Source organism: Pseudoalteromonas rubra (assembly GCF_004212645.1).
Taxonomy (GTDB): domain Bacteria; phylum Pseudomonadota; class Gammaproteobacteria; order Enterobacterales; family Alteromonadaceae; genus Pseudoalteromonas; species Pseudoalteromonas rubra_G.
Window position 1 is genome coordinate 89,080 of the sequence record NZ_PPUZ01000032.1, and the last position, 23,118, is coordinate 112,197.

General features: G+C 48.5%; 23 protein-coding genes. 18 read left to right on the forward strand and 5 right to left on the reverse strand.

All coding sequences use genetic code 11. The annotated features are described in order from the left end of the window. Positions 1-22: 22 nt before the first annotated feature. Positions 23-475, reverse strand: coding sequence for a helix-turn-helix transcriptional regulator (locus C3B51_RS12240; protein WP_130245211.1), 453 nt, complete (start codon positions 473-475; stop codon positions 23-25). Positions 476-694: 219 nt separating this feature from the next. Here C3B51_RS12240 and C3B51_RS12245 point away from each other — a divergent pair, with 219 nt between their 5' ends. Continuing rightward, positions 695-994, forward strand: coding sequence for a helix-turn-helix domain-containing protein (locus C3B51_RS12245; RefSeq protein WP_125720849.1), 300 nt, complete (start codon positions 695-697; stop codon positions 992-994). 304 nt (positions 995-1,298) lie between these two features. Next, on the forward strand, positions 1,299-2,252 hold the full coding sequence (locus C3B51_RS12250) for a heme-binding protein (protein ID WP_125720851.1): 954 nt from the start codon (positions 1,299-1,301) through the stop codon (positions 2,250-2,252). A gap of 121 nt (positions 2,253-2,373) precedes the next feature. Here the strand turns inward: C3B51_RS12250 and C3B51_RS12255 are convergent, their stop codons facing one another. Then, complete coding sequence (locus tag C3B51_RS12255) at positions 2,374-2,958, reverse strand: DUF4879 domain-containing protein (protein WP_240657449.1); 585 nt, start codon at positions 2,956-2,958, stop codon at positions 2,374-2,376. Between the two features lie 217 nt (positions 2,959-3,175). Here C3B51_RS12255 and C3B51_RS12260 point away from each other — a divergent pair, with 217 nt between their 5' ends. Continuing rightward, a complete protein-coding gene (locus C3B51_RS12260; RefSeq protein ID WP_125720853.1) occupies positions 3,176-3,616 on the forward strand; it encodes a hypothetical protein in 441 nt (146 codons plus the stop codon). A 39-nt stretch (positions 3,617-3,655) separates the two neighbouring features. Here C3B51_RS12260 and dapD read toward each other — a convergent pair whose 3' ends face one another. The 3 genes from dapD to map all read right to left on the reverse strand — a co-directional run bounded on the left by dapD (position 3,656) and on the right by map (position 8,066). Beyond that, entirely contained in the window at positions 3,656-4,483 is an 828-nt protein-coding gene (dapD, locus tag C3B51_RS12265; RefSeq protein WP_046003875.1) for a 2,3,4,5-tetrahydropyridine-2,6-dicarboxylate N-succinyltransferase, read from the reverse strand. 11 nt (positions 4,484-4,494) lie between these two features. Then, positions 4,495-7,113, reverse strand: coding sequence for a [protein-PII] uridylyltransferase (glnD, locus tag C3B51_RS12270; RefSeq protein WP_130245212.1), 2,619 nt, complete (start codon positions 7,111-7,113; stop codon positions 4,495-4,497). A 161-nt stretch (positions 7,114-7,274) separates the two neighbouring features. Beyond that, positions 7,275-8,066, reverse strand: coding sequence for a type I methionyl aminopeptidase (gene map, locus C3B51_RS12275; protein ID WP_130245213.1), 792 nt, complete (start codon positions 8,064-8,066; stop codon positions 7,275-7,277). A gap of 316 nt (positions 8,067-8,382) precedes the next feature. Between map and rpsB the strand changes: the two genes are divergently transcribed. From rpsB to rnhB, 15 genes are all read left to right on the forward strand, one after another. Continuing rightward, positions 8,383-9,111, forward strand: coding sequence for a 30S ribosomal protein S2 (gene rpsB / locus C3B51_RS12280; protein WP_049866374.1), 729 nt, complete (start codon positions 8,383-8,385; stop codon positions 9,109-9,111). A gap of 162 nt (positions 9,112-9,273) precedes the next feature. Continuing rightward, positions 9,274-10,125: a translation elongation factor Ts gene (tsf, locus tag C3B51_RS12285; RefSeq protein ID WP_125720861.1), complete on the forward strand. Its 852-nt coding sequence runs from the start codon at positions 9,274-9,276 to the stop codon at positions 10,123-10,125. A 150-nt stretch (positions 10,126-10,275) separates the two neighbouring features. Beyond that, positions 10,276-11,016, forward strand: coding sequence for a UMP kinase (gene pyrH, locus C3B51_RS12290; RefSeq protein ID WP_130245214.1), 741 nt, complete (start codon positions 10,276-10,278; stop codon positions 11,014-11,016). Between the two features lie 84 nt (positions 11,017-11,100). After that, complete coding sequence (frr, locus tag C3B51_RS12295) at positions 11,101-11,658, forward strand: ribosome recycling factor (RefSeq protein ID WP_010385751.1); 558 nt, start codon at positions 11,101-11,103, stop codon at positions 11,656-11,658. Between the two features lie 77 nt (positions 11,659-11,735). Further along, positions 11,736-12,509 (forward strand): isoprenyl transferase, encoded by a 774-nt coding sequence (locus tag C3B51_RS12300; RefSeq protein ID WP_130245215.1) that lies wholly within the window; start codon positions 11,736-11,738, stop codon positions 12,507-12,509. Between the two features lie 11 nt (positions 12,510-12,520). Then, a complete protein-coding gene (locus C3B51_RS12305; protein ID WP_125720865.1) occupies positions 12,521-13,387 on the forward strand; it encodes a phosphatidate cytidylyltransferase in 867 nt (288 codons plus the stop codon). Beyond that, positions 13,384-14,571 (forward strand): 1-deoxy-D-xylulose-5-phosphate reductoisomerase, encoded by a 1,188-nt coding sequence (gene ispC / locus C3B51_RS12310; RefSeq protein ID WP_130245216.1) that lies wholly within the window; start codon positions 13,384-13,386, stop codon positions 14,569-14,571. Before C3B51_RS12305 ends, ispC begins: the two co-directional genes overlap by 4 nt. An 8-nt stretch (positions 14,572-14,579) precedes the next feature. After that, entirely contained in the window at positions 14,580-15,932 is a 1,353-nt protein-coding gene (rseP, locus tag C3B51_RS12315; RefSeq protein ID WP_130245217.1) for a sigma E protease regulator RseP, read from the forward strand. A gap of 67 nt (positions 15,933-15,999) precedes the next feature. Continuing rightward, positions 16,000-18,471 carry an outer membrane protein assembly factor BamA gene (bamA, locus tag C3B51_RS12320; RefSeq protein WP_125720871.1) on the forward strand — a complete coding sequence of 824 codons (2,472 nt, stop codon included), beginning with the start codon at positions 16,000-16,002 and terminating at the stop codon, positions 18,469-18,471. Between the two features lie 10 nt (positions 18,472-18,481). Next, positions 18,482-19,000, forward strand: a complete 519-nt coding sequence (locus C3B51_RS12325) for an OmpH family outer membrane protein (RefSeq protein WP_125720873.1) — start codon at positions 18,482-18,484, stop codon at positions 18,998-19,000. Beyond that, on the forward strand, positions 19,000-20,040 hold the full coding sequence (gene lpxD, locus C3B51_RS12330; RefSeq protein WP_125720875.1) for a UDP-3-O-(3-hydroxymyristoyl)glucosamine N-acyltransferase: 1,041 nt from the start codon (positions 19,000-19,002) through the stop codon (positions 20,038-20,040). The genes C3B51_RS12325 and lpxD overlap by 1 nt, the downstream gene beginning before the upstream one ends. Positions 20,041-20,051: 11 nt before the next feature. Then, on the forward strand, positions 20,052-20,504 hold the full coding sequence (fabZ, locus tag C3B51_RS12335; protein ID WP_046003863.1) for a 3-hydroxyacyl-ACP dehydratase FabZ: 453 nt from the start codon (positions 20,052-20,054) through the stop codon (positions 20,502-20,504). A 2-nt stretch (positions 20,505-20,506) separates the two neighbouring features. Further along, positions 20,507-21,277 (forward strand): acyl-ACP--UDP-N-acetylglucosamine O-acyltransferase, encoded by a 771-nt coding sequence (gene lpxA, locus C3B51_RS12340; protein WP_130245218.1) that lies wholly within the window; start codon positions 20,507-20,509, stop codon positions 21,275-21,277. 101 nt (positions 21,278-21,378) lie between these two features. Further along, positions 21,379-22,533 (forward strand): lipid-A-disaccharide synthase, encoded by a 1,155-nt coding sequence (lpxB, locus tag C3B51_RS12345; RefSeq protein ID WP_430929776.1) that lies wholly within the window; start codon positions 21,379-21,381, stop codon positions 22,531-22,533. After that, positions 22,523-23,116, forward strand: a complete 594-nt coding sequence (gene rnhB / locus C3B51_RS12350) for a ribonuclease HII (protein WP_125720882.1) — start codon at positions 22,523-22,525, stop codon at positions 23,114-23,116. Before lpxB ends, rnhB begins: the two co-directional genes overlap by 11 nt. Positions 23,117-23,118: the final 2 nt, after the last annotated feature.

Here is a 23,118-nt window from a genome sequence, read left to right on the forward strand (position 1 = left end):
GATTTCTTACTAACCCAGGGTGTTACGCGCGTCTTTTATTTTCATGCTCACTCGTAACAGCGCCCTGCTGGAGCAGGGGTTTCAGGTCGCGCAGGATGATATGTCCGTAATCCTGATAGCCGGCCTGTGAACCCGGTGTAAACCATTTCATATGTGCAATAAACTCAAGAGAGCTGGCAATACTGCCAATCAGGCTTTGTTCCATGTCAGAGTGGTAGGTCATTGGTGGCTCAGTTCGTGCCTGAGACGCGGCGTTTTGCAGGGAATGCTCGCCAGTTAGTAGCCATAGCGCATTATCTTTGGTGACGGGGTGCAAAAAGAATTTACTGATCACAGACAAAGTGGGTTCTCTAACATCTTTTTCATACTTTCGGTAAGACGCAGTGGGAATATCCAGCAATTCTGAAAAACCAACCTGAGAATACCCCAAGTTGATACGTAACTGTTTTAATCTTGTAGCAAAAGTATTTGACATATGACCCAATCCGGTTAATTATTTATCCACCTGACCCGTTCAGACTACATGACTCTCAGTCAAATGTCTAACCGGGACGAAAAATTAAGCACTTTTTTGGCATTGACGCCAGCTAAGTAAAAATTCAGACCTGTGTTTAGGGGCTTGTAAATCGATTGGCTTTAGGCACAAGGCTGTAGGTTTGTAAGACACTGTGATTTGATAATAAGCGGATATGTTATGACTACTGTAAAAAGAAATGAATCTGTGCGTAAAGCACACACCATAGCAGCCAGGAAGCAAATTCAAACTGCGATCCGTCGCCTGCGCAGAGAAATGAACTTAACTCAGGCTGAGTTAGGTAAAAAGCTTGTCACACCGGTTGACCAAGCAACCATCTCCAACTGGGAGTGCGGTAAGTCTGACTTATCTGCCTGTCAATTATTGGATATCATGATGATTTTTGGCCAGCCAAACTTTATGAGTTTGCTGGAGCAAGGGGCCCAAAGCGACTTAATCGACGAACCTCAGTTTGCCTAAAGCGCTTAACTAAACCGCTGGCAGGGCATACTGTCGGTTGGTCCCCCTAAGCTAACATATCGTGTTGTCTGGGCACACTCGTGCCCGCTTTCCTTTTTTGTTCGTCTATTTGCCGATCCTGTACTAACTTTCCATTGGGAGCGAGAGTTTAGACTCGTTTGTTTCTTTTCGGATCAGTTACTAAAGCGTGTAGTTGTTAGAAAAGATCAGGCTCTTTTGCTGGTGGTCCCGCCTCGTCACGCTCATTACCTTTGACTACTCAATGGTGCTCGAGCGCAATCAAGCAAGTACAAGGAACTATTTTATGTCGTCACCTAAATCTCGTCTCGGGTTTGATCAAAACCAACGCAAAATCATTATCGGTGAACATCAGGACTCGGAGCTAGGCCCTTTGTGTCACCTCCCTGGAACATGGAAGAACACAGGTCATCTCGAAGGCCATGGATGGAATATGATAGCTCTGCCATTTGCAGCAGGAGAGCTGGATTATCGGCTGCTTATGAATCAGTATAACGAGGAGCTGACCTTTAATTTGGTTGATAAAGGCGTGCCAAATCGTGGCATACCCGATGATCAATCCGTTGCAACACTCGATTACACCCAAATCATTAATCAGATAGCAGCAAAGGATTACCCACCTTCCGGTCTCGAAGGTAAACCAGGCCTGGCAATTCATCATGAGCCTGGTTTGTGGCTGCACATGCGTGACCAGTTGACGGATGATTTGGATATCGCCCGTCTGTCCAGTATTCCTCATGGCGATGCAGTGATCGCATTGGGTAAGAGCGCACAATCACAGTCTGGGTTTGAAATCCCAGCCCTGAATGGCTTGCCCATAGGTGTGTCGGGCGATATTGACTCAAATCCTTACCTGGTGCCTTACAAGCACTTTAGGGATCAGCCTTTCGAAGGTCTCTTTGACCCCACTCAGGCCAATGCGCTGCTGCAAAAAGCCATTGCTCCCTTATTCAGTGACGGCAAAGTGAAAAATACGACCAAACTTGAAGTTCGCACAACTGCGGCGTCGGGCTCTGTCAACAATATCCCTTTTGTCACGCGCCAGGCGAATGCCGCTGAGGTACATTCTACATTCTGGATTTACGAGCTAACAGAGACTGATAGAAGTGGTAATCCGAAACTTTGGTTACAGTATTCCCAGACAGTGATTCTAGACTTTTTTAATCGTAAAGACAGGCCCGGTGAGCTGATCCGTTGGCCGCATATCAGTATTAATACTCTGGAAAAGGTGGATATCTAAATAATTGCCTCTTTAGGGAAGGGAGGTGTTTGCGGTTAATACCATTATAAGTGCGGAGCGTAATAATATCAGGGGACCAAATATCCCCTGAGACTAGTTCAAGTTGGGCGTATAATGCGCGTTACTTGATATAGATTGAATCGCTCCAGTACCCAAACGGCGATGCTGTTGAGTTAGAAGAGGTGTTAAACTGGCCACTTTGTTGACCGCTAAAATCAAAGTAATACAGGAAGCCTGTCACGGTTTCTCCCGTATTGCAGATATGCAGGTTACTCATAGAACCACACAAATATTCGCGGCTGTTATAGCTCTTTTGCTGGCCATTCATGGTTGCCTGATTTGGGTTTCCATATCCATACTGGATCACTGCGACCAGCAGTTGATTGCCACCATGATCTTCTGTCGTTGAAAACTGTGATGCAGGTGGATATTCCCAGCCTTTATCTGTTGAACCGACCGCAAAGACTTCGTAATAGCTGATGCCACTGGCAGGTCCCATTATGGTCACGTCTGATTTACTGGCCTTAGACTGTGTACGACCCTGCAGATGGCTCAGGTCAAGTTGCATACCGTTCAGGGTTGGCAATTTTACTTCCTGGACATCAACGGCAACACCACGTTCAACATTTGCGGCGGTGGCCTGACCGGCAATAACTGAGCTGCTCAGCAGCGCAATACCAAGTGATACTTTTTTAAAATTAAACATAAATTTCCTCTTAATATGGTTTTTCCTTGGATAAACACAGTCATTATTTAATAAAGTAATACAGGTAAATTATTGAATTTACTGGGCTTGAAGCGACTTTGTTCGCTGTTTTTTATGTTTTCACAATGTTTATAAAAAGTAAATTAAAATTTAATGTAATTGTGGTTCAAAATATGCACTGTGTTGATTGCGATCAATAAAAGTACAAAGGTGTACTATGAATATTCAAGGAATGGGGCAAAACTTTGCCGTCACAAACACAAATCAATACAGCACGGCCGGCAAATCTCAGGTGTCGGCTTATCAGCAAACTGACGCTGCCAAGACTTCGTCGGGCGGTCAGGCCGAGCAGACGATTGATATGCACAATATTTCTCCTAATCAATACAATGCTCTGGTACGTTCGGGTGTTGCCGACTTGGCTGTTCCTATGGTTTTACCCGGTGGCCGGGTACACCTGGATGGTCAGCAGGCCCAAATGGGCGATGTAAAAACAGACTATATTGGGCAGATTGAACAGTCCATCGAGTTTAGCGAGAGCATTGGTGATTTGGGTCAGGTGGATTTTTTGAAGGAAAGGCTGGCGGCTGTTAGGGCGCTACACGGGCAAAGCTACATGCCGTCAGAGGCTAGCGAGGGGCTTAATGTCACGGCATAGTTGTGATCCCGGGCTCTATAACAAAGCCCGGGATGCGTATTAATCCTGCACTGAGCGAAGCAGGGCGTTAATACCAACTTTTTCGCGTGTCTGCTGGTCCACTTTCTTCACGATAATGGCCGCATACAGGCTGTGTGTGCCATCTTTGCTTGGCAAAGAGCCCGGGACGACCACGGCGCCAGCTGGCACTCGACCGTAGTGGATCTCGCCGGTTTCACGGTCGTAAATACGGGTACTTTGTGAAATATACACGCCCATAGAAATGACAGCGCCTTCTTCGACAATCACGCCCTCCACAATCTCAGAGCGGGCGCCGATGAAGCAGTTGTCTTCAATGATGGTAGGATTGGCCTGCAATGGTTCCAGCACACCGCCAATACCCACACCGCCTGACAGGTGCACATTTTTACCGATCTGCGCACAAGAGCCAACGGTGGCCCAGGTATCAACCATAGTGCCTTCGTCAACGTACGCGCCAATATTCACATAAGAGGGCATCAGGACTACGTTTTTGCCAACAAAGCTGCCCTGACGTGCGACGGCGTTAGGCACAACACGCATGCCGCCTTGCTGAAACTGCTCTGGCGTATAGTCGCTGAATTTAAGCGGCACTTTATCGTAAAACTGGTTAACGCCATCATGCAGCGGCTGATTATCGCGAATACGAAATGACAGCAGAACCGCCTTTTTCAGCCACTGGTGTACAACCCACTCGCCACTGATTTTTTCAGCAACACGGGCGGCACCCGAGTCCAGCATGGCCAGCGCATCAATAATGGCATTTTTAACCTGAGGTGACACATCACTGGGTGTGATGGTGTCGCGTTGTTCCCAGGCCTGTTCAATTATGGTTTTTAAATCCGACATAGTGTCCTCATTTATTCAGATTCTGCATTGAGTTTTTTCATCAGTGAACGGTGTAACGACGCTTTGGCATCTTCACTGAGACGTTGATAATCTTTGTCCGAAACCACAAAGAAATCCTCCGCACGTTCGCCCACTGTGGTAATACGTGCGGCGTGAATATGCAGTGAATGCAATTGAAATACCTCGGCTATTTTAGTCAACAAGCCGGGAATATCCACTGCCTGGATCTCTATCAAGTTTCTGTCACTACGGGCGTGGGGGCGGACCACTACCTTAGGTTTAATATTAAAGTCTTTAAAGCGCTGAGAGCGGTTCTTTTTAAGCCGGATTTTCTTTTTCGGATCGGTCAGGATCACTTCCAGACTGCGGCGCAGGGCTTTGGCCCGGCTGCCACTGATAGGGCGGCCATCGACTTCCAAAATGACAAAGCTAAAGACCACATAGCCATCTTTGGTGGTCAGCACCTGAGCATGCTGGATCTGGGCTTTTTTGGAGCCAATCACCGCCACGAGTTTAGCAAACAGGGTGGCTTCATAAGGCGCATAAACAAAGACCTGGGTGCCGCCGTGCATCGGTTGTTCTGAGACCACCACGCAAGGCTTACTTAAATCGTCGCGGCCGAGCAGGTACTCGGTATGCCAGGAAATTTGCTGCTCGCTAAAGGCAGTAAAATAGTTGGCCTTAAAGCGCGCCCAGATCATATCAATCAGATCTTCGCGATAGTCTTTATTAATAAGCCGCTGCTTCGCCTGTTGCTTTTTATCGCGAATTTGATCTCGCATATCCATGGGGTTCTCAAGCCCCAGTCGCAATGCACGCTGCGTATGTAAATACAACTCCCGCAGCAGGGTGTTTTTCCAGTCATTCCAGAGATTGTCGTTAGTTGCACGAATATCCGCCACCGTCAGACAATAGAGATAATCAAGCTGGCGCTCATTTTTGATGCGAGAAGCAAATTCGTTGATCACATCCGGATCATTAATGTCCTTACGCTGCGCGGTAACCGACATCAGCAGGTGATTTTCAACCAGCCACGCGACCAGTTTGCTGTCGGACGAGGAAAAACCATGCATACGTGCAAACGCCGAGGCATCAACCGCCCCCAGCTCCGAATGGTCGCCACCACGACCTTTAGCAATATCGTGGAAAATCCCCGCCAGATAGAGTAGTTCGGGTTTATCCATGCGGGTGACAATTTCCGAACACAGCGGAAACTCATTTTGATGTTCATGGCTGAAGTAGCGATAAATGTTGTTGATCAGCTTATGGGTGTGTTCATCCACGGTATAGGCGTGGAACAAGTCGAACTGCATCTGGCCAAAGATGTTACGCCACTGTGGCAAATAGGCGGCGATGATCCCGTGCTTGTGCATCAGGGTAAATGCGCGGCCCATGCCGTTGGGATGCTTGAGTAGCCGCATCAGTGCGTCGCGACAGGCGGCATAATCCTGTAAGTCACCGAGCAAACGGCGTCTTACCTGGCGCACCGTGCGTATGGTGCTAGGGTCGATATCTGTGATCTCAGGGTTGTCGGCAATGTGCTCGAACAATAAGATCAGGTTTTCCCGACGAAAGAACACAGAGGGGTTCTTGACCCGGATTCTTTTGCCAACACGCTCAAAGTGGTTATCGAGTGGCACTACGGTCTGTTCGCTTTGATCCGGTAAAATGCTCTGCTCAAAATAAGATAGCAGCATCTGATTCATTTCCCGCACCCGGCTCATGATCCGAAACAGGCGTTTCATCATACGCTCAACCGAGGCTTTACCTTCGGAGCCAAACCCTAATAGCTCCGCGGCATGAGGCTGATAGTCAAACAGTAGGCGGTTTTCGCTGCGTCCGGCGGCCAGATGCAATGCAAAACGGATGTTCCAGAGGTTTTCCAGGCACTCCAGCAGCTCCTGATATTCTTCATGGGTCAGGTAACCATGGCTTATAAGCTCTTCCAGCGTTTCGGCGTGAAAGTGCTTTTTAGCCACCCAAAAGATGGTCTGAAGGTCGCGCAGGCCACCGGGGTTCTCTTTGATATTAGGCTCAAGGTTATAAGCCGTACCGTGGCATTTTTTGCGTCGCAGACGCTGCTCTTTGACCTTGGCGATAAAGAACTCATCCGACTGCCAGATGGGCGTTTCGACAATATGGCTTTTCAGTCGCTCGAACTCTACGTGATTACCACAAATCAAGCGGCTTTCCAGCAAGCTGGTGGTAAAGTGCACGTCTTCGCGTTTTTGTTCCAGCACCTGCTCGTGGGTTCTTACGCTGTGGCCAATATCCAGGTTCAGATCCCACAGCAACGTCATAAATGACTCCAGCGAGCCGGTTAGTTCTGCGCCGGGCTCTTGCTTACACAGCAGCAGGAAGTCTATGTCGGAATACGGGTGCAACTCGCCACGGCCATAGCCTCCCACACCAATCAGCGCCAGATCCGGGAACTGCGCCAATCCGGTGTCGGAGTAGAGCTTGATCAGCAGCCTGTCTATAAACTCAGCTCGGCCATTGATCAACTGTCTGACGGGTTGTTTGGAAAACTGATTATTCAGCCACTTGTAAAAATAGGCCTGGCAGTTTTTATAGTCATTCAAGGTTTGCGCTTCGTCGAGAAGCGTTTTTACTTTGTTTGGTAGTGCCACCTGGGCTCCCTATGTTGCGCGCAAAACTCACAGCTCAGTTTTACACTAAGTGGCAAAAAAATGCGAGAAAGTGATAGAGAGTGGGTGGTTAACTGGGTGAAAAGCCAGCATACAAGTCAGTAAAGCAAAACGCCACCGGCTGGTGGCGTCTCAGGGTTCAATTAAGCGGTGTGCTCGATTATCCGCTCAATGGTGTCATCGCTGCGCAGCGTCAGAACTTCTACGCCGTTTTCAGTCACCAGCAGAGTGTGTTCCCACTGGGCAGACAGGCTGCGGTCTTTCGTTACTACAGTCCAGTCGTCTTTGAGCAGTTTACAGTGGCGCTTGCCCGCATTGACCATAGGTTCAATAGTCAGACACATGCCGGCTTGCAGGGCTTCACCTGTGCCTGGCTTGCCATAATGAACAATTTGCGGCTCTTCGTGGAATTCGGCGCCAATGCCATGGCCGCAATATTCACGCACGATAGAGTAGTTAAAGCCCTCGGCATATTTTTGAATCGCAGCGCCAATGTCGCCAATGCGTACGCCCGGTTTCACCATACGGATGCCGATATACAGGGCTTCCTGAGTCACTTCGCTCAGGCGCTTACCCTGAATGCTGGGCTTACCTACAAAGAACATTTTTGAAGTATCGCCATGGTAACCGTCTTTGATGACTGTCACATCAATGTTGATGATGTCGCCTTCTTTAAGCGGTTTGTCGTTTGGAATACCGTGGCAAATTACGTGGTTCACTGAGGTACAAATAGACTTAGGGAAACCGTGGTAGTTAAGTGGTGCCGGCACTGCCTGCTGCACATCCACAATATAATTATGACAAATGGTATTCAGCTCATCAGTTGTCACCCCTGGTTTGACATAAGGTTCAATCATTTCCAATACTTCAGCGGCTAACTTACCGGCAACACGCATTTTTTCGATTTCTTCAGGGGTTTTGATCACTGCACTCATTGAGACTCCAAGTCATAGTTTCGACGCGACAACACCAGGCTAGTTTATGAACGATTTTTAGCCCAAACGTTGAGTTAATTTCTTTTATATGGTATAAAGCGCGCCGTCTTTTTACAAATAAATCTTTCAGGCCGATTTGGTCCACAGGTTGTTTGTAACGAAGACAACACGAAATTTAATTTTAACACACACACATATCGACACATACACTTGGGTGCAAGCTTGGAACAAATTATCGGGTAACCGAATTTTCGAACTTGTTGGTGTTATGGGATATGTGGAGGCCTAACCCTAACTAAATTAGAGGAAAATACAAATGGCAAACGTTTCAATGCGCGATATGCTTCAAGCTGGTGTTCACTTCGGTCACCAGGCTCGTTACTGGAACCCTAAGATGAAGCCTTTCATCTTCGGCGCTCGTAACCGTGTACATATCATCAACCTGGAAAAGACTGTTCCTATGTTCAACGATGCACTTAAGTTCCTTTCGAACGTTGCATCTAACAAAGGTAAAATCCTTTTCGTAGGTACTAAGCGCGCTGCAAGCGAAGCAGTTAAAGAAGCAGCTATTCAAAGCGAGCAGTTCTACGTAAATCACCGTTGGTTAGGTGGTATGCTGACTAACTGGAAAACAGTTCGTCAGTCAATCAAGCGTCTTAAAGACCTTGAGACTCAAAGCCAAGACGGTACTTTCGAGAAGCTGACTAAAAAAGAAGCTTTGATGAAAACTCGTGAAATGGAAAAGCTTGAGAAGAGCCTTGGTGGTATCAAAGATATGGGCGGTCTTCCAGACGCTATCTTCATCATCGATGCTGACCACGAGCACATCGCTATCCGTGAAGCAAACAACCTGGGCATTCCAGTAGTATCTGTTGTTGATACTAACTCTAACCCAGACGGCGTTGACTTCATCATCCCAGGTAACGATGACGCGATCCGCGCTATCCAGCTTTACACTGGTGCTGTTGCAACTGCTATCACTGAAGGTCGTGAAAGCAACATCGTTGCTCAAGCTGAAAGCGACGACTTCGTAGAAGCTGAGTAATAGATTACAAACCGTGCCACTGGCAACACAGGTGTGCGGGTGGCCGGTTGTAACGCACTAAGCTGTCATCAAGTCTTCATCTTATTTTTCCGAAGACTTGATATTCTTTACAAGCGGTAATTCGCTTATCAAAAAACCGAATTCAGAATTGAGGATATTCTAATGGCTGTAACTGCTGCCCTAGTTAAAGAACTTCGCGAGCGTACTGGCGCTGGCATGATGGATTGTAAAAAAGCACTGACTGAAACTAACGGTGACATCGATCTGGCGATCGAGAACATGCGTAAGAGCGGTGCTGCTAAAGCGGCTAAAAAAGCTGGTAACATTGCTGCTGAAGGTACAATCCTGATCAAGCAAGGTGAAGGTTTCGCTGCACTTCTTGAAGTTAACTGTCAAACTGACTTCGTTGCTAAAGACGAAAACTTCCTGGGTTTCGCTAACGCTGTTCTTGACGCTGCTGCTGAAGCTAAGACAGACATCGAAACTTTGAAAGCTCAGTTCGAAGAAACACGTGTTGCACTAGTTGCTAAAATCGGTGAAAACATCAACGTTCGTCGCGTTGAGTACATCGACGGCGAAAACATCTCTGCATACCGTCACGGCGACCGTATCGGTGTTGTTGTAACTGGTGATGCTGACGAAGAGACTCTGAAGCACGTTGCAATGCACGTTGCTGCTTCTAAGCCTGACTACCTAAACCCAGAAGACGTACCTGCTGAGGTTGTAGAGAAAGAAAAAGCGGTTCAGGTTGAAATCGCTATGAACGAAGGCAAGCCTGCTGAAATCGCTGAGAAAATGGTTGTTGGCCGCATGAAGAAGTTCACTGGTGAGATCTCTCTTACTGGTCAAGCGTTCATCATGGAGCCTAAGAAGTCTGTTGGCGAGTACCTGAAAGAGAAAGGTGCTTCTGTTTCTTCATTCATTCGCCTTGAAGTTGGTGAAGGTATCGAGAAGAAAGAAGAAGACTTCGCTGCTGAAGTTGCTGCTCAAATCGCAGCTGCGAAAGGCGAATAATCACGCTTAGGTGATTAAGTGATGCAAAAGCCCCCTCGAGATGAGATTTGCTTTTGCGTCACTGCACAAAATTCTCTAAAATAACCGCGCATTTATGTCTTTCATAAGCGCGGTTATTTTGTATCTCACTTTTAATTTGGCCCGGAAATTATGACTATCAATCGAAAACCTGTTTTTAGACGCGTTCTTCTTAAACTTAGCGGCGAAGCTTTGATGGGAGATGAAGGCTTTGGAATCGATCCTAAAGTATTGGATCGTATGGCCCAAGAAATAAAAGAACTTGTAGAACTCGACGTAGAAGTGGGTTTGGTTATCGGCGGCGGTAACTTCTTACGTGGCGGCTCTTTGGCCGAAGCGGGTATGAACCGCGTAGTGGGTGACCACATGGGCATGCTGGCAACTGTGATGAATGGTCTGGCGATGCGTGACGCACTGCACAGAGCGTTTGTGAATGCCCGTCTGATGTCTGCCATTCCACTCAATGGTGTATGTGATGCATACAACTGGGCAGAAGCAATTAGCTTGTTGAAATCAGGCCGCGTCGTGATCTTCTCTGCAGGTACTGGTAATCCGTTCTTCACCACAGATTCAGCAGCCTGTCTGCGCGGTATCGAAATTGAAGCCGATACGGTGATCAAGGCCACTAAAGTAGATGGCGTATTTAGTGATGATCCGGTGAAAAATCCAGAGGCAGAATTACACCGTCACCTGACGTACAATGAAGTGATTGAAAGAGAATTAAAGGTTATGGACCTGGCGGCATTTACCCTGGCTCGTGACCACAACATGCCTTTGAGCGTATTCAACATGAACAAACCAGGCGCGCTAAAGCGTGTTATCATGGGTGAAGAAGAAGGCACTTTAATCAGTACACAACCAGCTGCGGAGTAAGGGCTTAGGCGATAAGCCTTTGCAAAACAGTAATTAAACTCGCCAGCTGAGTCCGATTAATACAGTAAAGAATAGGATAGCACTGTGATTGATGATATTAAAAAAGATGCGCAAGAGCGTATGACTAAAAGTGTAGCTGCGCTGGCAAGCCAGCTGTCTAAAATCCGCACTGGCCGTGCACACCCGGCACTACTTGATGGTATTTCAGTATCTTACTACGGTGCTGATACGCCTCTGAACCAGGTTGCCAACGTGACAGTAGAAGACTCTCGTACTCTGGCTATCAGCGTATTCGACAAGTCTCTGGCACAAGCGGTAGAAAAGGCCATTATGGCATCTGACTTGGGTCTTAACCCAATGTCTGCCGGTACGGTTATCCGTGTACCTCTGCCTCCGCTGACGGAAGAGCGTCGTAAGGACCTGATCAAGATCGTACGTGGCGAAGTAGAAGGCGGCCGTGTTGCGGTTCGTAACATTCGTCGTGACGCCAACGGTGACGTGAAGTCATTGCTGAAGGATAAAGAGATTTCTGAAGACGAAGCACGTCAGGCAGAAGACGAGATCCAGAAGCTAACTGATAAGTTTATCAAAGAGATGGACACCCAGCTGAGCGCCAAAGAAGCCGAGCTGATGGAAATCTAAGCAGCCACAAATTTATTAGGTTTGCAGCGCCGTCTAAGGTATACTAGACGGCGTTTTTTTTTACTTAAATAGGCATTATGATTTTAACCGCTGACGCAATTTCACAGCAATCTCTGCCCAAACATGTCGCTATCATTATGGATGGAAATGGCCGCTGGGCCCAGGCGCGTAAGCGTCCCCGTGCATACGGACATAAAAAAGGGGTAGATTCAGTTCGCAATGCTGTGCAGTTTTGCTCTAAGCTAGGGATAGAGTCATTGACGTTGTTCGCTTTCAGTAGTGAAAACTGGCGTCGTCCTGAGGACGAGGTCAGCACTTTGATGGAATTATTCCTGTTTGTATTGAGTAAAGAAGTTAAGAAGCTTCATAAGAATAATGTGAAGCTGACAATCATTGGTGACATCTCGCGTTTTCCTGCCGGGTTACAGCAAAAAGTTGCCGATGCAGAACAATTAACCGAGCACAACTCGGGGCTAAAGTTGAATATTGCGGCCAATTATGGTGGTCGCTGGGATATCATGCAGGCAGCCCAGTCATTGGCTGAGCAGGTCGCTGATGGCGCCATCCAGGCGAGCGACATTACTGAAGACGCGATTTCATCGCAGCTCACCATGGCGGATCAAAGCCCGCTTGATCTATTGATCCGCACCGGTGGAGATTACCGCATCAGTAATTTCCTACTGTGGCAGGCAGCGTATGCTGAGCTCTATTTTACCGAAACATTATGGCCCGACTTTAATGAAGAAGCGTTTTCAGAAGCGCTGGCCTGTTATGTGTCCAGAGAACGACGTTTCGGTTGTACCGGCGAACAAATAAAACAATTACTCGCCGAGCGCAAAACAACAAGTTGAAGGTATAAAGTTTGTTAAAACAACGTGTTATGACGTCGGTGGTGCTGGCGCCACTGGCTTTACTATTGGTGTTTTTTACACCGCTTAATTTATTTAGCGTGATCGCCGGCGCCATTATCTTAATGGGTGCCTGGGAATGGGCCGCATTTATTGGTTTGACTAACCGCATGCACAAAGGTGTTTATGTTGCCATGATGGCCGCCGTTTTGGCTGGCCTGCATATGCACTGGCCGATCACTGAGCTGTGGCACCAGGGCCGTCTGGTCGCCGACGCAAATTATGTCTTTACATTAGCCGCCGCCTGGTGGCTGGTCGCAACCATCCTGGTTATGAATTACCCGCGTATGGCCAGAGCCTGGAACGACGGCATGATCATGCGTACCATCGCCGGATTCCTGACGCTTATTCCCCTGTGGCTGGCACTCAATGTGCTGCGCAGTGCGGAGTATCATCAGGCAGAGCAATATGGCTCAGTGCTAATTATGGTGGTGCTGGGCATTGTCTGGAGTGCCGACATCGGCGCTTACTTCGCCGGTAAAAACTTTGGCAAACACAAACTGATGCCCAATGTCAGCCCGAATAAAACCATTGAAGGCTTGCTGGGCGGTTTACTGACCTCTGTCGTGTTTGTCGTCATCTTCTGTTATTGCAGCGATGTAGAGCAGCACCAGTGGTTGCTGTATGCCGGGCTGACTGTTGTGATTGCCTTGTTTTCTGCAATTGGCGATCTGCTCGAGAGCATGTTCAAGCGCGAAGCCGGTTTAAAAGATTCAGGTAAATGCCTGCCAGGACATGGTGGCATTCTCGACCGTATCGACAGCTTAACGGCTGCCGCGCCGATTTTTGCTCTGCTGTATGCCTGGACGGTAACCTTATGAGTGACAAAAAAAACCTGGTTATTTTAGGGTCTACAGGCTCTATTGGCACATCAACGCTGGATGTCGTTGAGCGAAATCAAACGCGATATCAGGTTTTTGCGCTGGTTGCCGGGCGCAACGTGGCGCGGGTTGTTGAGCAGGCGCTAAAGCATCAGCCCCGTTATGTTGTTATGGGCTCAGAACAGGCTGCCAAAGAAGTGATTGCGGCTTTGAATTCGTCGCAAATTGAGGTGCTCAGTGGCACTGGGGCCATGTGTGATATGGCGGCTCACCCCGACGTCGATATCGTGATGTCGGCCATCGTCGGTGCGGCGGGATTATTGCCAACACTGGCGGCGGTAGAGCAGGGCAAAAAAGTGCTGCTGGCCAATAAAGAATCTCTGGTCATGTCTGGCCAGCTGTTTATGGACAAAGTAGAGCGCCACGGTGCCACTTTGCTGCCCATAGACAGCGAACACAATGCCATCTTTCAGTGTTTGCCAGGCTCACTGCAAAACGGTGACAACACCGCCCTGGATGCACAAGGGATCCGCAAAATCCTGCTAACCGGCTCCGGTGGACCCTTTTTAAACCGCGACATTGATACGCTGGCTGATGTGACCGTGGCTGAGGCTGTCGCACATCCTAACTGGTCAATGGGGCAGAAGATTTCGGTGGATTCTGCCACCATGATGAATAAAGGGCTGGAATTTGTCGAAGCAAAGTGGCTGTTTCATTGCCAGGCCGACGACATAGAAGTGGTCATCCACCCGCAAAGCATGATCCATTCCATGGTGCAGTACATCGATGGCTCGGTGATCGCGCAAATGGGTCAGCCCGATATGCGCACGCCCATTGCTTATGGTCTGGCTTATCCTGAGCGTATTGAAGCGGGCGTCAGGCCGCTCGACTTTGCCGATATCGTCGACTTCACCTTTACTAAGCCCGATTTCAACCGTTATCCAAACTTAAAGCTGGCAATCGATGCCTGCCGTAGTGGTCAATCTGCAACAACAACATTAAACGCGGCAAATGAAATCGCTGTCGCGGCCTTTTTAAGCGAGCAAATTGGTTTTTGCGATATTTATCGCATTAACGCCGAAGTGCTTGAACGTTGCCACCTGGAGCCTTTACACTCTGTGGACGCGATTATGGCACAGGATGCGCAAGCCCGCAGACTGGCCAGGGAACTGATCACTAAGTAGGAGTCATTATGTTGGAATTTTTCTGGAACCTGGGTTCTTTCATCGTCGCGCTGGGGATCTTGGTGGCCGTACATGAATATGGCCATTTTTGGGTTGCCAGAAAAGCCGGCGTGAAAGTGCTGCGTTTTTCCATCGGGTTTGGTAAACCCCTGATCCGTTGGTATGACAAGCTGGGCACTGAATATGTCATTGCCGCTATTCCGCTCGGTGGATACGTTCGCATGTTAGATGAACGTGTCGATGAGGTACCCGCTTCAGAGCAACATCTCTCATTTAACAACAAGCCTGTACTGTCCAGAATCGCCATTGCCGCAGCCGGACCCCTTGCTAACTTTTTATTCGCTATCTTGGTCCTCGCGGTGATGTACATGATTGGGGTGCAAAATGCCAAACCGATCGTCGGCGGGGTGGCCGAAAACAGCATCGCCGCTCAAGCTCAGGTGCAGCCGGGCGATCGCATTATCAGTGTTGATGAGCAGCTTGTTCAGTCTTGGCAGGAAGTTACCTTTGCACTGATGAGCGGCCTGGGCGAATCTGAAATCATACTCAAAGTACAAGACAGCAAAGGCCAACTGGCATTGCGCCAGCTCGACACTCGACAGTGGCGGCTGGACGAGCAGGACGTCCCCCCGTTGACCTCAGTTGGCGTTCAACCCTACCGTCCGGACCTTAAACTGGAAATTGCACAGGTAGCTAAAGGCTCTGCTGCTGAGCAAGCCGGATTAGCCAACGGCGACAAGCTGCTGCGTTATAACAATGAAGCTCTGCATTCCTGGGAGCAATTCGTTCAGCTGGTACAAACCTCAGCACAACAACGCAGCCATTTGGTGGTGCAAAGAGCCGGCGAAGAGGTTGATCTTTACCCGACGCCTCAGGGCCGTGAAGATAATAACGGTATCCTCATCGGCTATCTGGGCGTGGTGCCGGTGCTTGAGCCCTGGCCAGAAGGGTATATTGAAACTAGACAATACGGGGTGTTCGATAGTATCGTGCTGGGCGTTAAAAAGACCTACGACTTAACGGCGCTCAGTTTTGAGATGATTGGTAATTTATTGACCGGGCAGGTATCGGTTAAAAATCTCAGCGGGCCGGTTGGTATTGCCGTTGGGGCCGGAAATAGTGTCAGTTACGGGTTTGTCGCATTTTTAGGCTTTTTGGCTTTAATCAGCGTCAACCTGGGGGTTTTTAACCTTTTACCCCTGCCGGTCTTAGATGGCGGGCACTTAATGTATTACTTTATTGAACTTATTCGCAAAAAACCGGTCTCTGAAAAGACACAAGAGTTAGGCTACAAGGTGGGTGCAGTTGTGCTCCTGGCGCTAACTTGTTTTGCACTACTTAACGATGTATCGAGGCTTTAGGCCGCAAGGTGCGATAGCAATTGAGGCGCACTGTTCGCCGTAAGCTGTAAAGGATAAAGATAATAAAATGCCTATAAAAAAACATTTAGCTGTAACGAGTTTACTGGGCGCGAGCTTTGCTGCTCTGGGGCAAAACTCCTTTATCGTAGAAGATTTGAAAGTTGAAGGCCTGCAGCGCGTTGCGCTGGGCGCGGCGTTAACACATATTCCTATTAACGTGGGTGATCAAGTTGATGACTACACGGTGTCCAAGACAATTAAGGCGCTGTTTGCGTCTGGTCACTTCGACGATATCTCTGCATACCGTGACGGCAATCAGGTTATTTTCAAAGTTAAAGAGCGTCCAACCATTGCATCAATCGAATTTGATGGTAACAAAGACATCAAAGATGAGCAGTTGCAGGAAAGCTTAGATCAGCAGAATATCCGTGCCGGTGAAACCCTCGACAGAACGGTCATCGACAGCGTCGAAAAAGGTCTGATCGAGTTCTTTCATAGTATCGGTAAATACAATGCCAAAATTGAAATGAGCATTGTTGAGCTGCCTCGTAACCGAGTCCGCTTAAAGCTAGACTTCAAAGAGGGAGATGCAGCATCGGTCAGGCAGATTAACCTGGTTGGTAACGAGTTATTCTCTGACGAAGAATTATTGAAGCTGGTTGAATCGCAACAAGACTTACCCTGGTGGAAGTTCCTGTCGAGCGACCGATACCAGAAGCAAACCATTGAAGGCGATCTGGAAAAGATCCGCAGCTACTATCTTGACCGTGGCTATCTGCGTTTCAATATAGATTCAACTCAGGTATCCGTGAGCCCAGAGCGTGAGTCTGTCTATGTCACTGCCAACCTGACCGAAGGCGAGCAGTATATGGTTAAAGACTTCGAATTCATTGGCGATCTGCTGGGCCGTGAAGACTTGATCCGCAGTGTTGTGCCACTGAAAAGCGGCGAGCTTTACAATGGTTCAATCGTAACGGCCACCGAAGAATTCATCAAAAGCTACCTGGCACGCTTTGGTTATGCTAATGCCGAGGTACGCACCGTGCCCGACATTGATGACGAAAACAAAGAAGTAAAACTTACCCTGGCAGTTGATCCCGGCAAGCGTGTTTACGTGCGTCGCATTGCGGTTAATGGTAACCAGGTCACTGCCGACCACGTAGTGCGTCGTGAAATGACACAGCTTGAAGGCGCCTGGTTGTCTAACCAGAGCCTGGAGCGCTCTAAACTGCAGATCCAACGTCTGCCCTACATGGAAAGTGTTGACTTTGAAGTTAAGCCTATTCCAGGCATTGACGACCAGGTTGACGTTGACTTTAAAGTGAAAGAGCAGCCTGCGGGGAGCTTCCAGGCCGGTGTGGCCTACGGTTCATACGGCGGCTTGCAATTTAACGTTGGGGTCAGTGAATCTAACTTCCTGGGTACGGGTAATCAGCTGGCGTTTAACATTAACACGGGCCGCGGCTCGAAGCGTTATACGGTGTCTTATACTAACCCTTACTTCACGCCGGATGGTGTGTCGCAGGGTAGCAGCATCTTCTACAGCGACTTTGACGGCAGCAAGCTGGGCCTGATCGATTACGACCAGACTAACTATGGTATTGGCACCAATTTCGGTTTCCCAATCGATGCGGTGAACCGGATTAACTTTGGTGTACGCTGGATTGAAGAAGAACTGGATCGTATCCCGGATTACGAGCAATCACGGGTGATGCGTTTGGCCTTTACCGATCCGGAAAACCCGGATGCAGGGTTCGACTTTACCAAGTACGAGCTGAGTGTGGGCTGGTCACGGATCACGGTTAACCGTGGTATGTTCCCGACAGACGGCTCTCGACAGAGCGCCACTTTCAGGGTGACAACACCTAACTCGGATCTGAACTTCTTCAAAGTAAACTATGATTCACGCTTCTACTGGCCTGTCAGTAACGACCATCGCTGGGTATTCTCTGCCCGCGCGGGACTTGCTTATGGTAATGGTTACGGCGAAATCAATGGCTTTGAACAAACCTTGCCATTCCAGGAGTTCTATCGCATTACCGAGATGGAATTGCGTGGCTTTGACCGTAATACCATTTTGCCGCGCGCATTGCAGCGTTCACCTTCCTCAATTGGTGGCACACCGTTACCTGATGGTACCGTGCCTGGCTCAATTGGTGGCGATCCGCAGTTTGACAACCTGATCCAGGGTGGTCGTATCGGTGGTAACGCAAAAGCGCTGGCCGGTATTGAGATGATTGTACCGACGCCATTCATGGATGAGGAAAATACCAGTTCAGTACGTACCAGCTTCTTTGTTGATGCTGCGAACGTCTGGGATACCGAGTTCGATGCTGACCGTTATACGAACTTGTCACCAGATGTATACAAAACATTATCAGACTACTCAGATCCAAGTCGATTCAGAGTGTCTACAGGCTTATCTGTACAGTGGATCTCGCCAATGGGACCTATGTTGATCAGCTTTGCCTACCCACTGAAAAAAGAAGAAGATGATGAAACTGACTTCATCAGCTTTAACATAAGTAATACTTTCTAAGGAGCTAATTGTGAAAAAACTATTCAAAACTTCGGCCATGGCGCTGATGGCAACACTCATGATGGGGGCTTCTGCGTCTGCTTTTGCACACAAAGTTGGCCTGATCGACATGCAAAGCATTTACTCAAAACTGCCGCAAATGGCTAAAATTGAGCAAACGTTAAAGTCAGAGTTCGCCGAGCGTCGTCAAGAACTAGAAAAACTACAAGGTGACATTCGTTTCGAAGCTGAAAAGTTCAAGCGTGAAAGCGCAACCATGAGCGAAGATCAAAAAACAGCACTGCGTCAGAAAATCCAGGGCATGCAGCAAGAGCTGGCTGAAAAGGGTCGTCCTTTAGAGCAAGAAATCAAAACGCGTCAAAATCAGGAACTGGCAAAAGTACAGAAACTGATCGTTGATGCCATTGAAGAAGTTGCCAAAAAAGAAAAATACGACGAAGTTCGTGTAAAAGATACGACAATTTACTTTAACCCTGATAAAGTTTCTGACCTGTCTGATAAAATTGTTGAAGTAGTCAGTAAAAAGTAATGACCAAACACTACACTTTGTCGCAATTGGCTGACGCTGTGGGCGCCGATTTACAGGGCGATCCGTCTCAGCCAATTGAGAAAATAGCCACTTTGCTTAATGCAGGTGGCCAGGATATCGCGTTCCTGGCAAACAAAAAATACCGCAGCCAGCTTGCCACTACGCAAGCAGGGGCAGTCATACTGGCGCCCTCTGAGGCTGAACACTTCCCGGGTAACAAGTTAGTCTGTGACAACCCTTACGTCGCGTATGCCAAGCTTGCGCAATATATGGATACCACGCCAGATTCTGCGCAGGGAATTCATGAGCGAGCCTCAGTCCATGAGTCGGTGACACTTGGGAAAAATGTCAGCATTGGTGCAAATGCCGTGATAGAAGCAGGCGTTGAACTGGGTGATGACGTACAGATAGGCCCGGGTTGCTTTGTTGGTAAACATACCCGTATTGGTGCAAAAACTAAGCTCTGGGCTAACGTGACGATTTACCATGAAGTGGTTATCGGCGAGTCGTGTTTATTTCAGTCTGGCGCTGTGATCGGTAGCGATGGCTTTGGTTATGCTAACGAAGGCGGCGAATGGATTAAAATTCCTCAGCTTGGCAGCGTCATTATTGGTAACCGTGTAGAAGTCGGGGCGAGCACGACCATAGATCGTGGTGCGCTGGATGACACGGTGATCCACGACAATGTGATTTTGGATAACCAAATTCAAATCGCACACAATGTTGAGATTGGTTATGGTACCGCCATTGCGGGGTGTAGCGTGATGGCCGGTAGCGTGAAAATCGGCAAACATTGCCAAATTGGCGGTATGGTAGCTGTCAACGGACACAATGAAGTGTGTGACGGAGTCGTCATTACAGGCATGAGCATGGTAACCAAGGGGATCTCCGAGCCGGGGATTTACTCATCAGGTATGCCACACACCACAAACAAAGAGTGGCGTAAAAACATTGCTCACCTGCGTAACCTTTCGGATTTTAAGGCGCGATTAAAAGCGCTGGAAAGCCTCACTGAACAGCTTAAACATACTGATAACTAAAGGATGTTATTTTGGCCAACGAATTAAATAGCTTCGATATTCAAGAAATCCTCAAGCTACTGCCTCATCGTTACCCGATGCTGCTGGTAGACAAGGTCATTGATTATAAACCTGGCGAATACTTACATGCAGTCAAAAATGTGACTGCTAACGAGCCTATTTTTACAGGCCACTTTCCTGATCAGCCTATTTTCCCAGGCGTGATGATTTTAGAAGCCATGGCTCAGGCGACTGGCCTGCTTGGGTTTAAGACCGTCGAGAATCGCGGTGATAATGAACTATACTTGTTTGCAGCGATAGATAATGCGCGCTTCAAGCAGCCGGTCGTACCGGGTGATACCATGCATTTGCATGTTGAATTTGTGAAAGAGCGCCGCAATATTTGGAAGTTTTCTGGTGTTGCAAAGGTCGACGGCAAGGTCGTATGTAGCGCTGAACTAATGTGTGCAAGAAGAGAGTTTTAAGCGTGATCCATCCTACTGCAATTATTGAGTCAGGTGCTCAACTGGGCGACAACGTATCGGTTGGTCCCTATAGCTATATCGGCAACGATGTTGTTATCGGAGACAACTGTAAAATAGAGTCTCACGTGGTGATCAAAGGACCCAGCTTGATTGGTTCTGGTAACCATATTTTTCAGTTCGCATCAGTCGGCGAAGCCTGCCAAGATAAAAAGTACAAGGATGAACCCACCAAGCTGGTGATTGGTGACAACAACATTATCCGCGAATGCGCCACTATCCACCGTGGCACCATTCAGGATAAAGGCATCACTCAGATAGGCAGCAATAACCTGTTTATGGCATACACCCATGTTGCGCACGATGCTGTCATTGGCAACAACGTGATTTTCGCTAACAATGCGAGTGTGGCTGGGCATGTACATGTCGGCGACTTTGTGATTTTAGCTGGTAATTCAGGTGTCCATCAGTTCTGTAAAATCGGCGCTCATGCCTTTGTTGGCATGTACAGCGGAGTGAATCAGGACGTACCGCCATTTGTAACGACCACCGGCACGCCTGCGCGTCCCGCAGCTGTAAATACAGAAGGGTTGAAGCGCCGGGGCTATGAATCGGATGAGATCATGGCCATTCGTCGTGCTTATAAGACTTTGTTCCGTAAAGGTCTTAAGCTGGATGAAGCGCTGGAAGTCATGCGTGAGGATGCCGCAAAGTTTGCCGGTGTTCAGGACATGATTGACTTTATTGCGACCTCAGAAAGAGGGCTGGTACGTTAAATTTTGATAACGGCCGATAACCTTTCTACATCGCATATCTGTATCTGATATACTAACGCCATACAGCCTGTATGGCGTTTTTTTATTCTAAAATGAATCACATGGCCAACGAAAAAGAAATTACGATAGGGATTGTTGCCGGCGAGCTGTCTGGCGACATCTTAGGTGCTGGGCTTATCCATGCACTGCGCGAACATTATCCTAATGCCCGATTTATCGGTATTGCCGGTCCAAAAATGCTGGCGGCCGGATGCGAAACCTTATTCGATATGGAAGAGCTGGCCGTGATGGGCCTGGTGGAAGTATTAGGGCGTTTGCCACGCTTGCTGAAAATCCGCAAACAACTGGTCGAGCATTTTATCGCTCATAAGCCGGATATTTATATCGGTATTGATGCGCCCGACTTCAACCTGCGCGTAGAAAAGCCACTTAAAGCGGCCGGCATTAAAACTGTCCAGTACGTCAGTCCGTCGGTCTGGGCCTGGCGACAAAAACGCATTTTTAAAATCGCAGAAGCCACCAACCTGGTGTTATCCCTGCTGCCATTCGAAAAAGCTTTTTACGATAAGCACGAAGTGCCGTGTACTTTTGTGGGCCACACGCTGGCGGATGAAATCCCGCTGGATGTGGATGTGTCAGCCGCACGCGCGAAGCTGGGCCTGAAAGACTCAGATACTGTGCTGGCTTTGTTGCCAGGCAGTCGCGGCTCAGAAGTGAGCCAGCTCAGTGAAACCTATTTACTGACCGCCAAAGCGTTGGCGGATAAGATCCCCAACCTGAAAATTCTTGTGCCTCTGGTGAACGACAAGCGCAAAGCGCAGTTCCAGGCTATTCAGGCCCAGGTTGCCCCTGAGCTGAGAACCATTTTACTCGATGGTCAGTCCTCGCTGGCGATGACGGCGGCAACAGCCGTTTTGCTCGCCTCGGGTACAGCAACACTGGAGGCCATGCTGTATAAAAAGCCAATGGTGGTCGGTTATAAGCTCAAGCCGCTCAGTTATTGGATTTTTAATACCTTTTTTACCTTCAACATTAAGCACTTTTCTTTGCCAAATCTGTTGGCAGATGAAGCCCTGGTTGAAGAGTTTTTACAACAGGATTGTAACCCCGATGCACTCACAGATGCATTGCTGCCTTTGCTGAAAGGAGACAACTCAGCGCTTATCCAACGTTTTTATGATATTCACCAGAATATTCGCCGTGACGCCAGCAAACAGGCGGCACAGGCTGTAGTGGAGTTAATTGATGCAAATTGAACGTCCTGATGTGCAGTATATTGCAGGCGTAGATGAAGTAGGCCGTGGCCCTTTGGTGGGTGATGTGGTCACAGCGGCGGTGATCCTGGACCCGGCCAACCCGATAGAAGGGCTTACGGATTCCAAAAAACTTACCGAGAAAAAGCGCTTGCTGCTGGCTGAGGAGATCAAACAAAAAGCACTGTGCTACCACGTGGCACGTGCTACGGTGAGCGAAATTGATGAGCTGAATATCCTGCATGCCACTATGCTGGCCATGACGCGCGCGGTAGAAGGCTTAGCAGTGAAAGCCGAGTTTGTATTTGTTGACGGCAATCGCTTGCCCGAACTGAGTGTGCCTGCTCAGGCGGTGGTTAAAGGCGACAGCCTGGTCGCCGAGATCAGTGCCGCCTCTATCCTGGCAAAAGTGACCCGCGATCAGGAAATGCTGGAGCTGGATAAGCAATATCCACACTATGGTTTTGCGGCGCACAAGGGCTACCCGACCAAAGCACATTTTGCAGCGCTCAGCGAACACGGCGCAACACCGCATCACAGAACCAGTTTCAAACCGGTACAGCGTATTCTGGCGGAGAAATCTTAGTT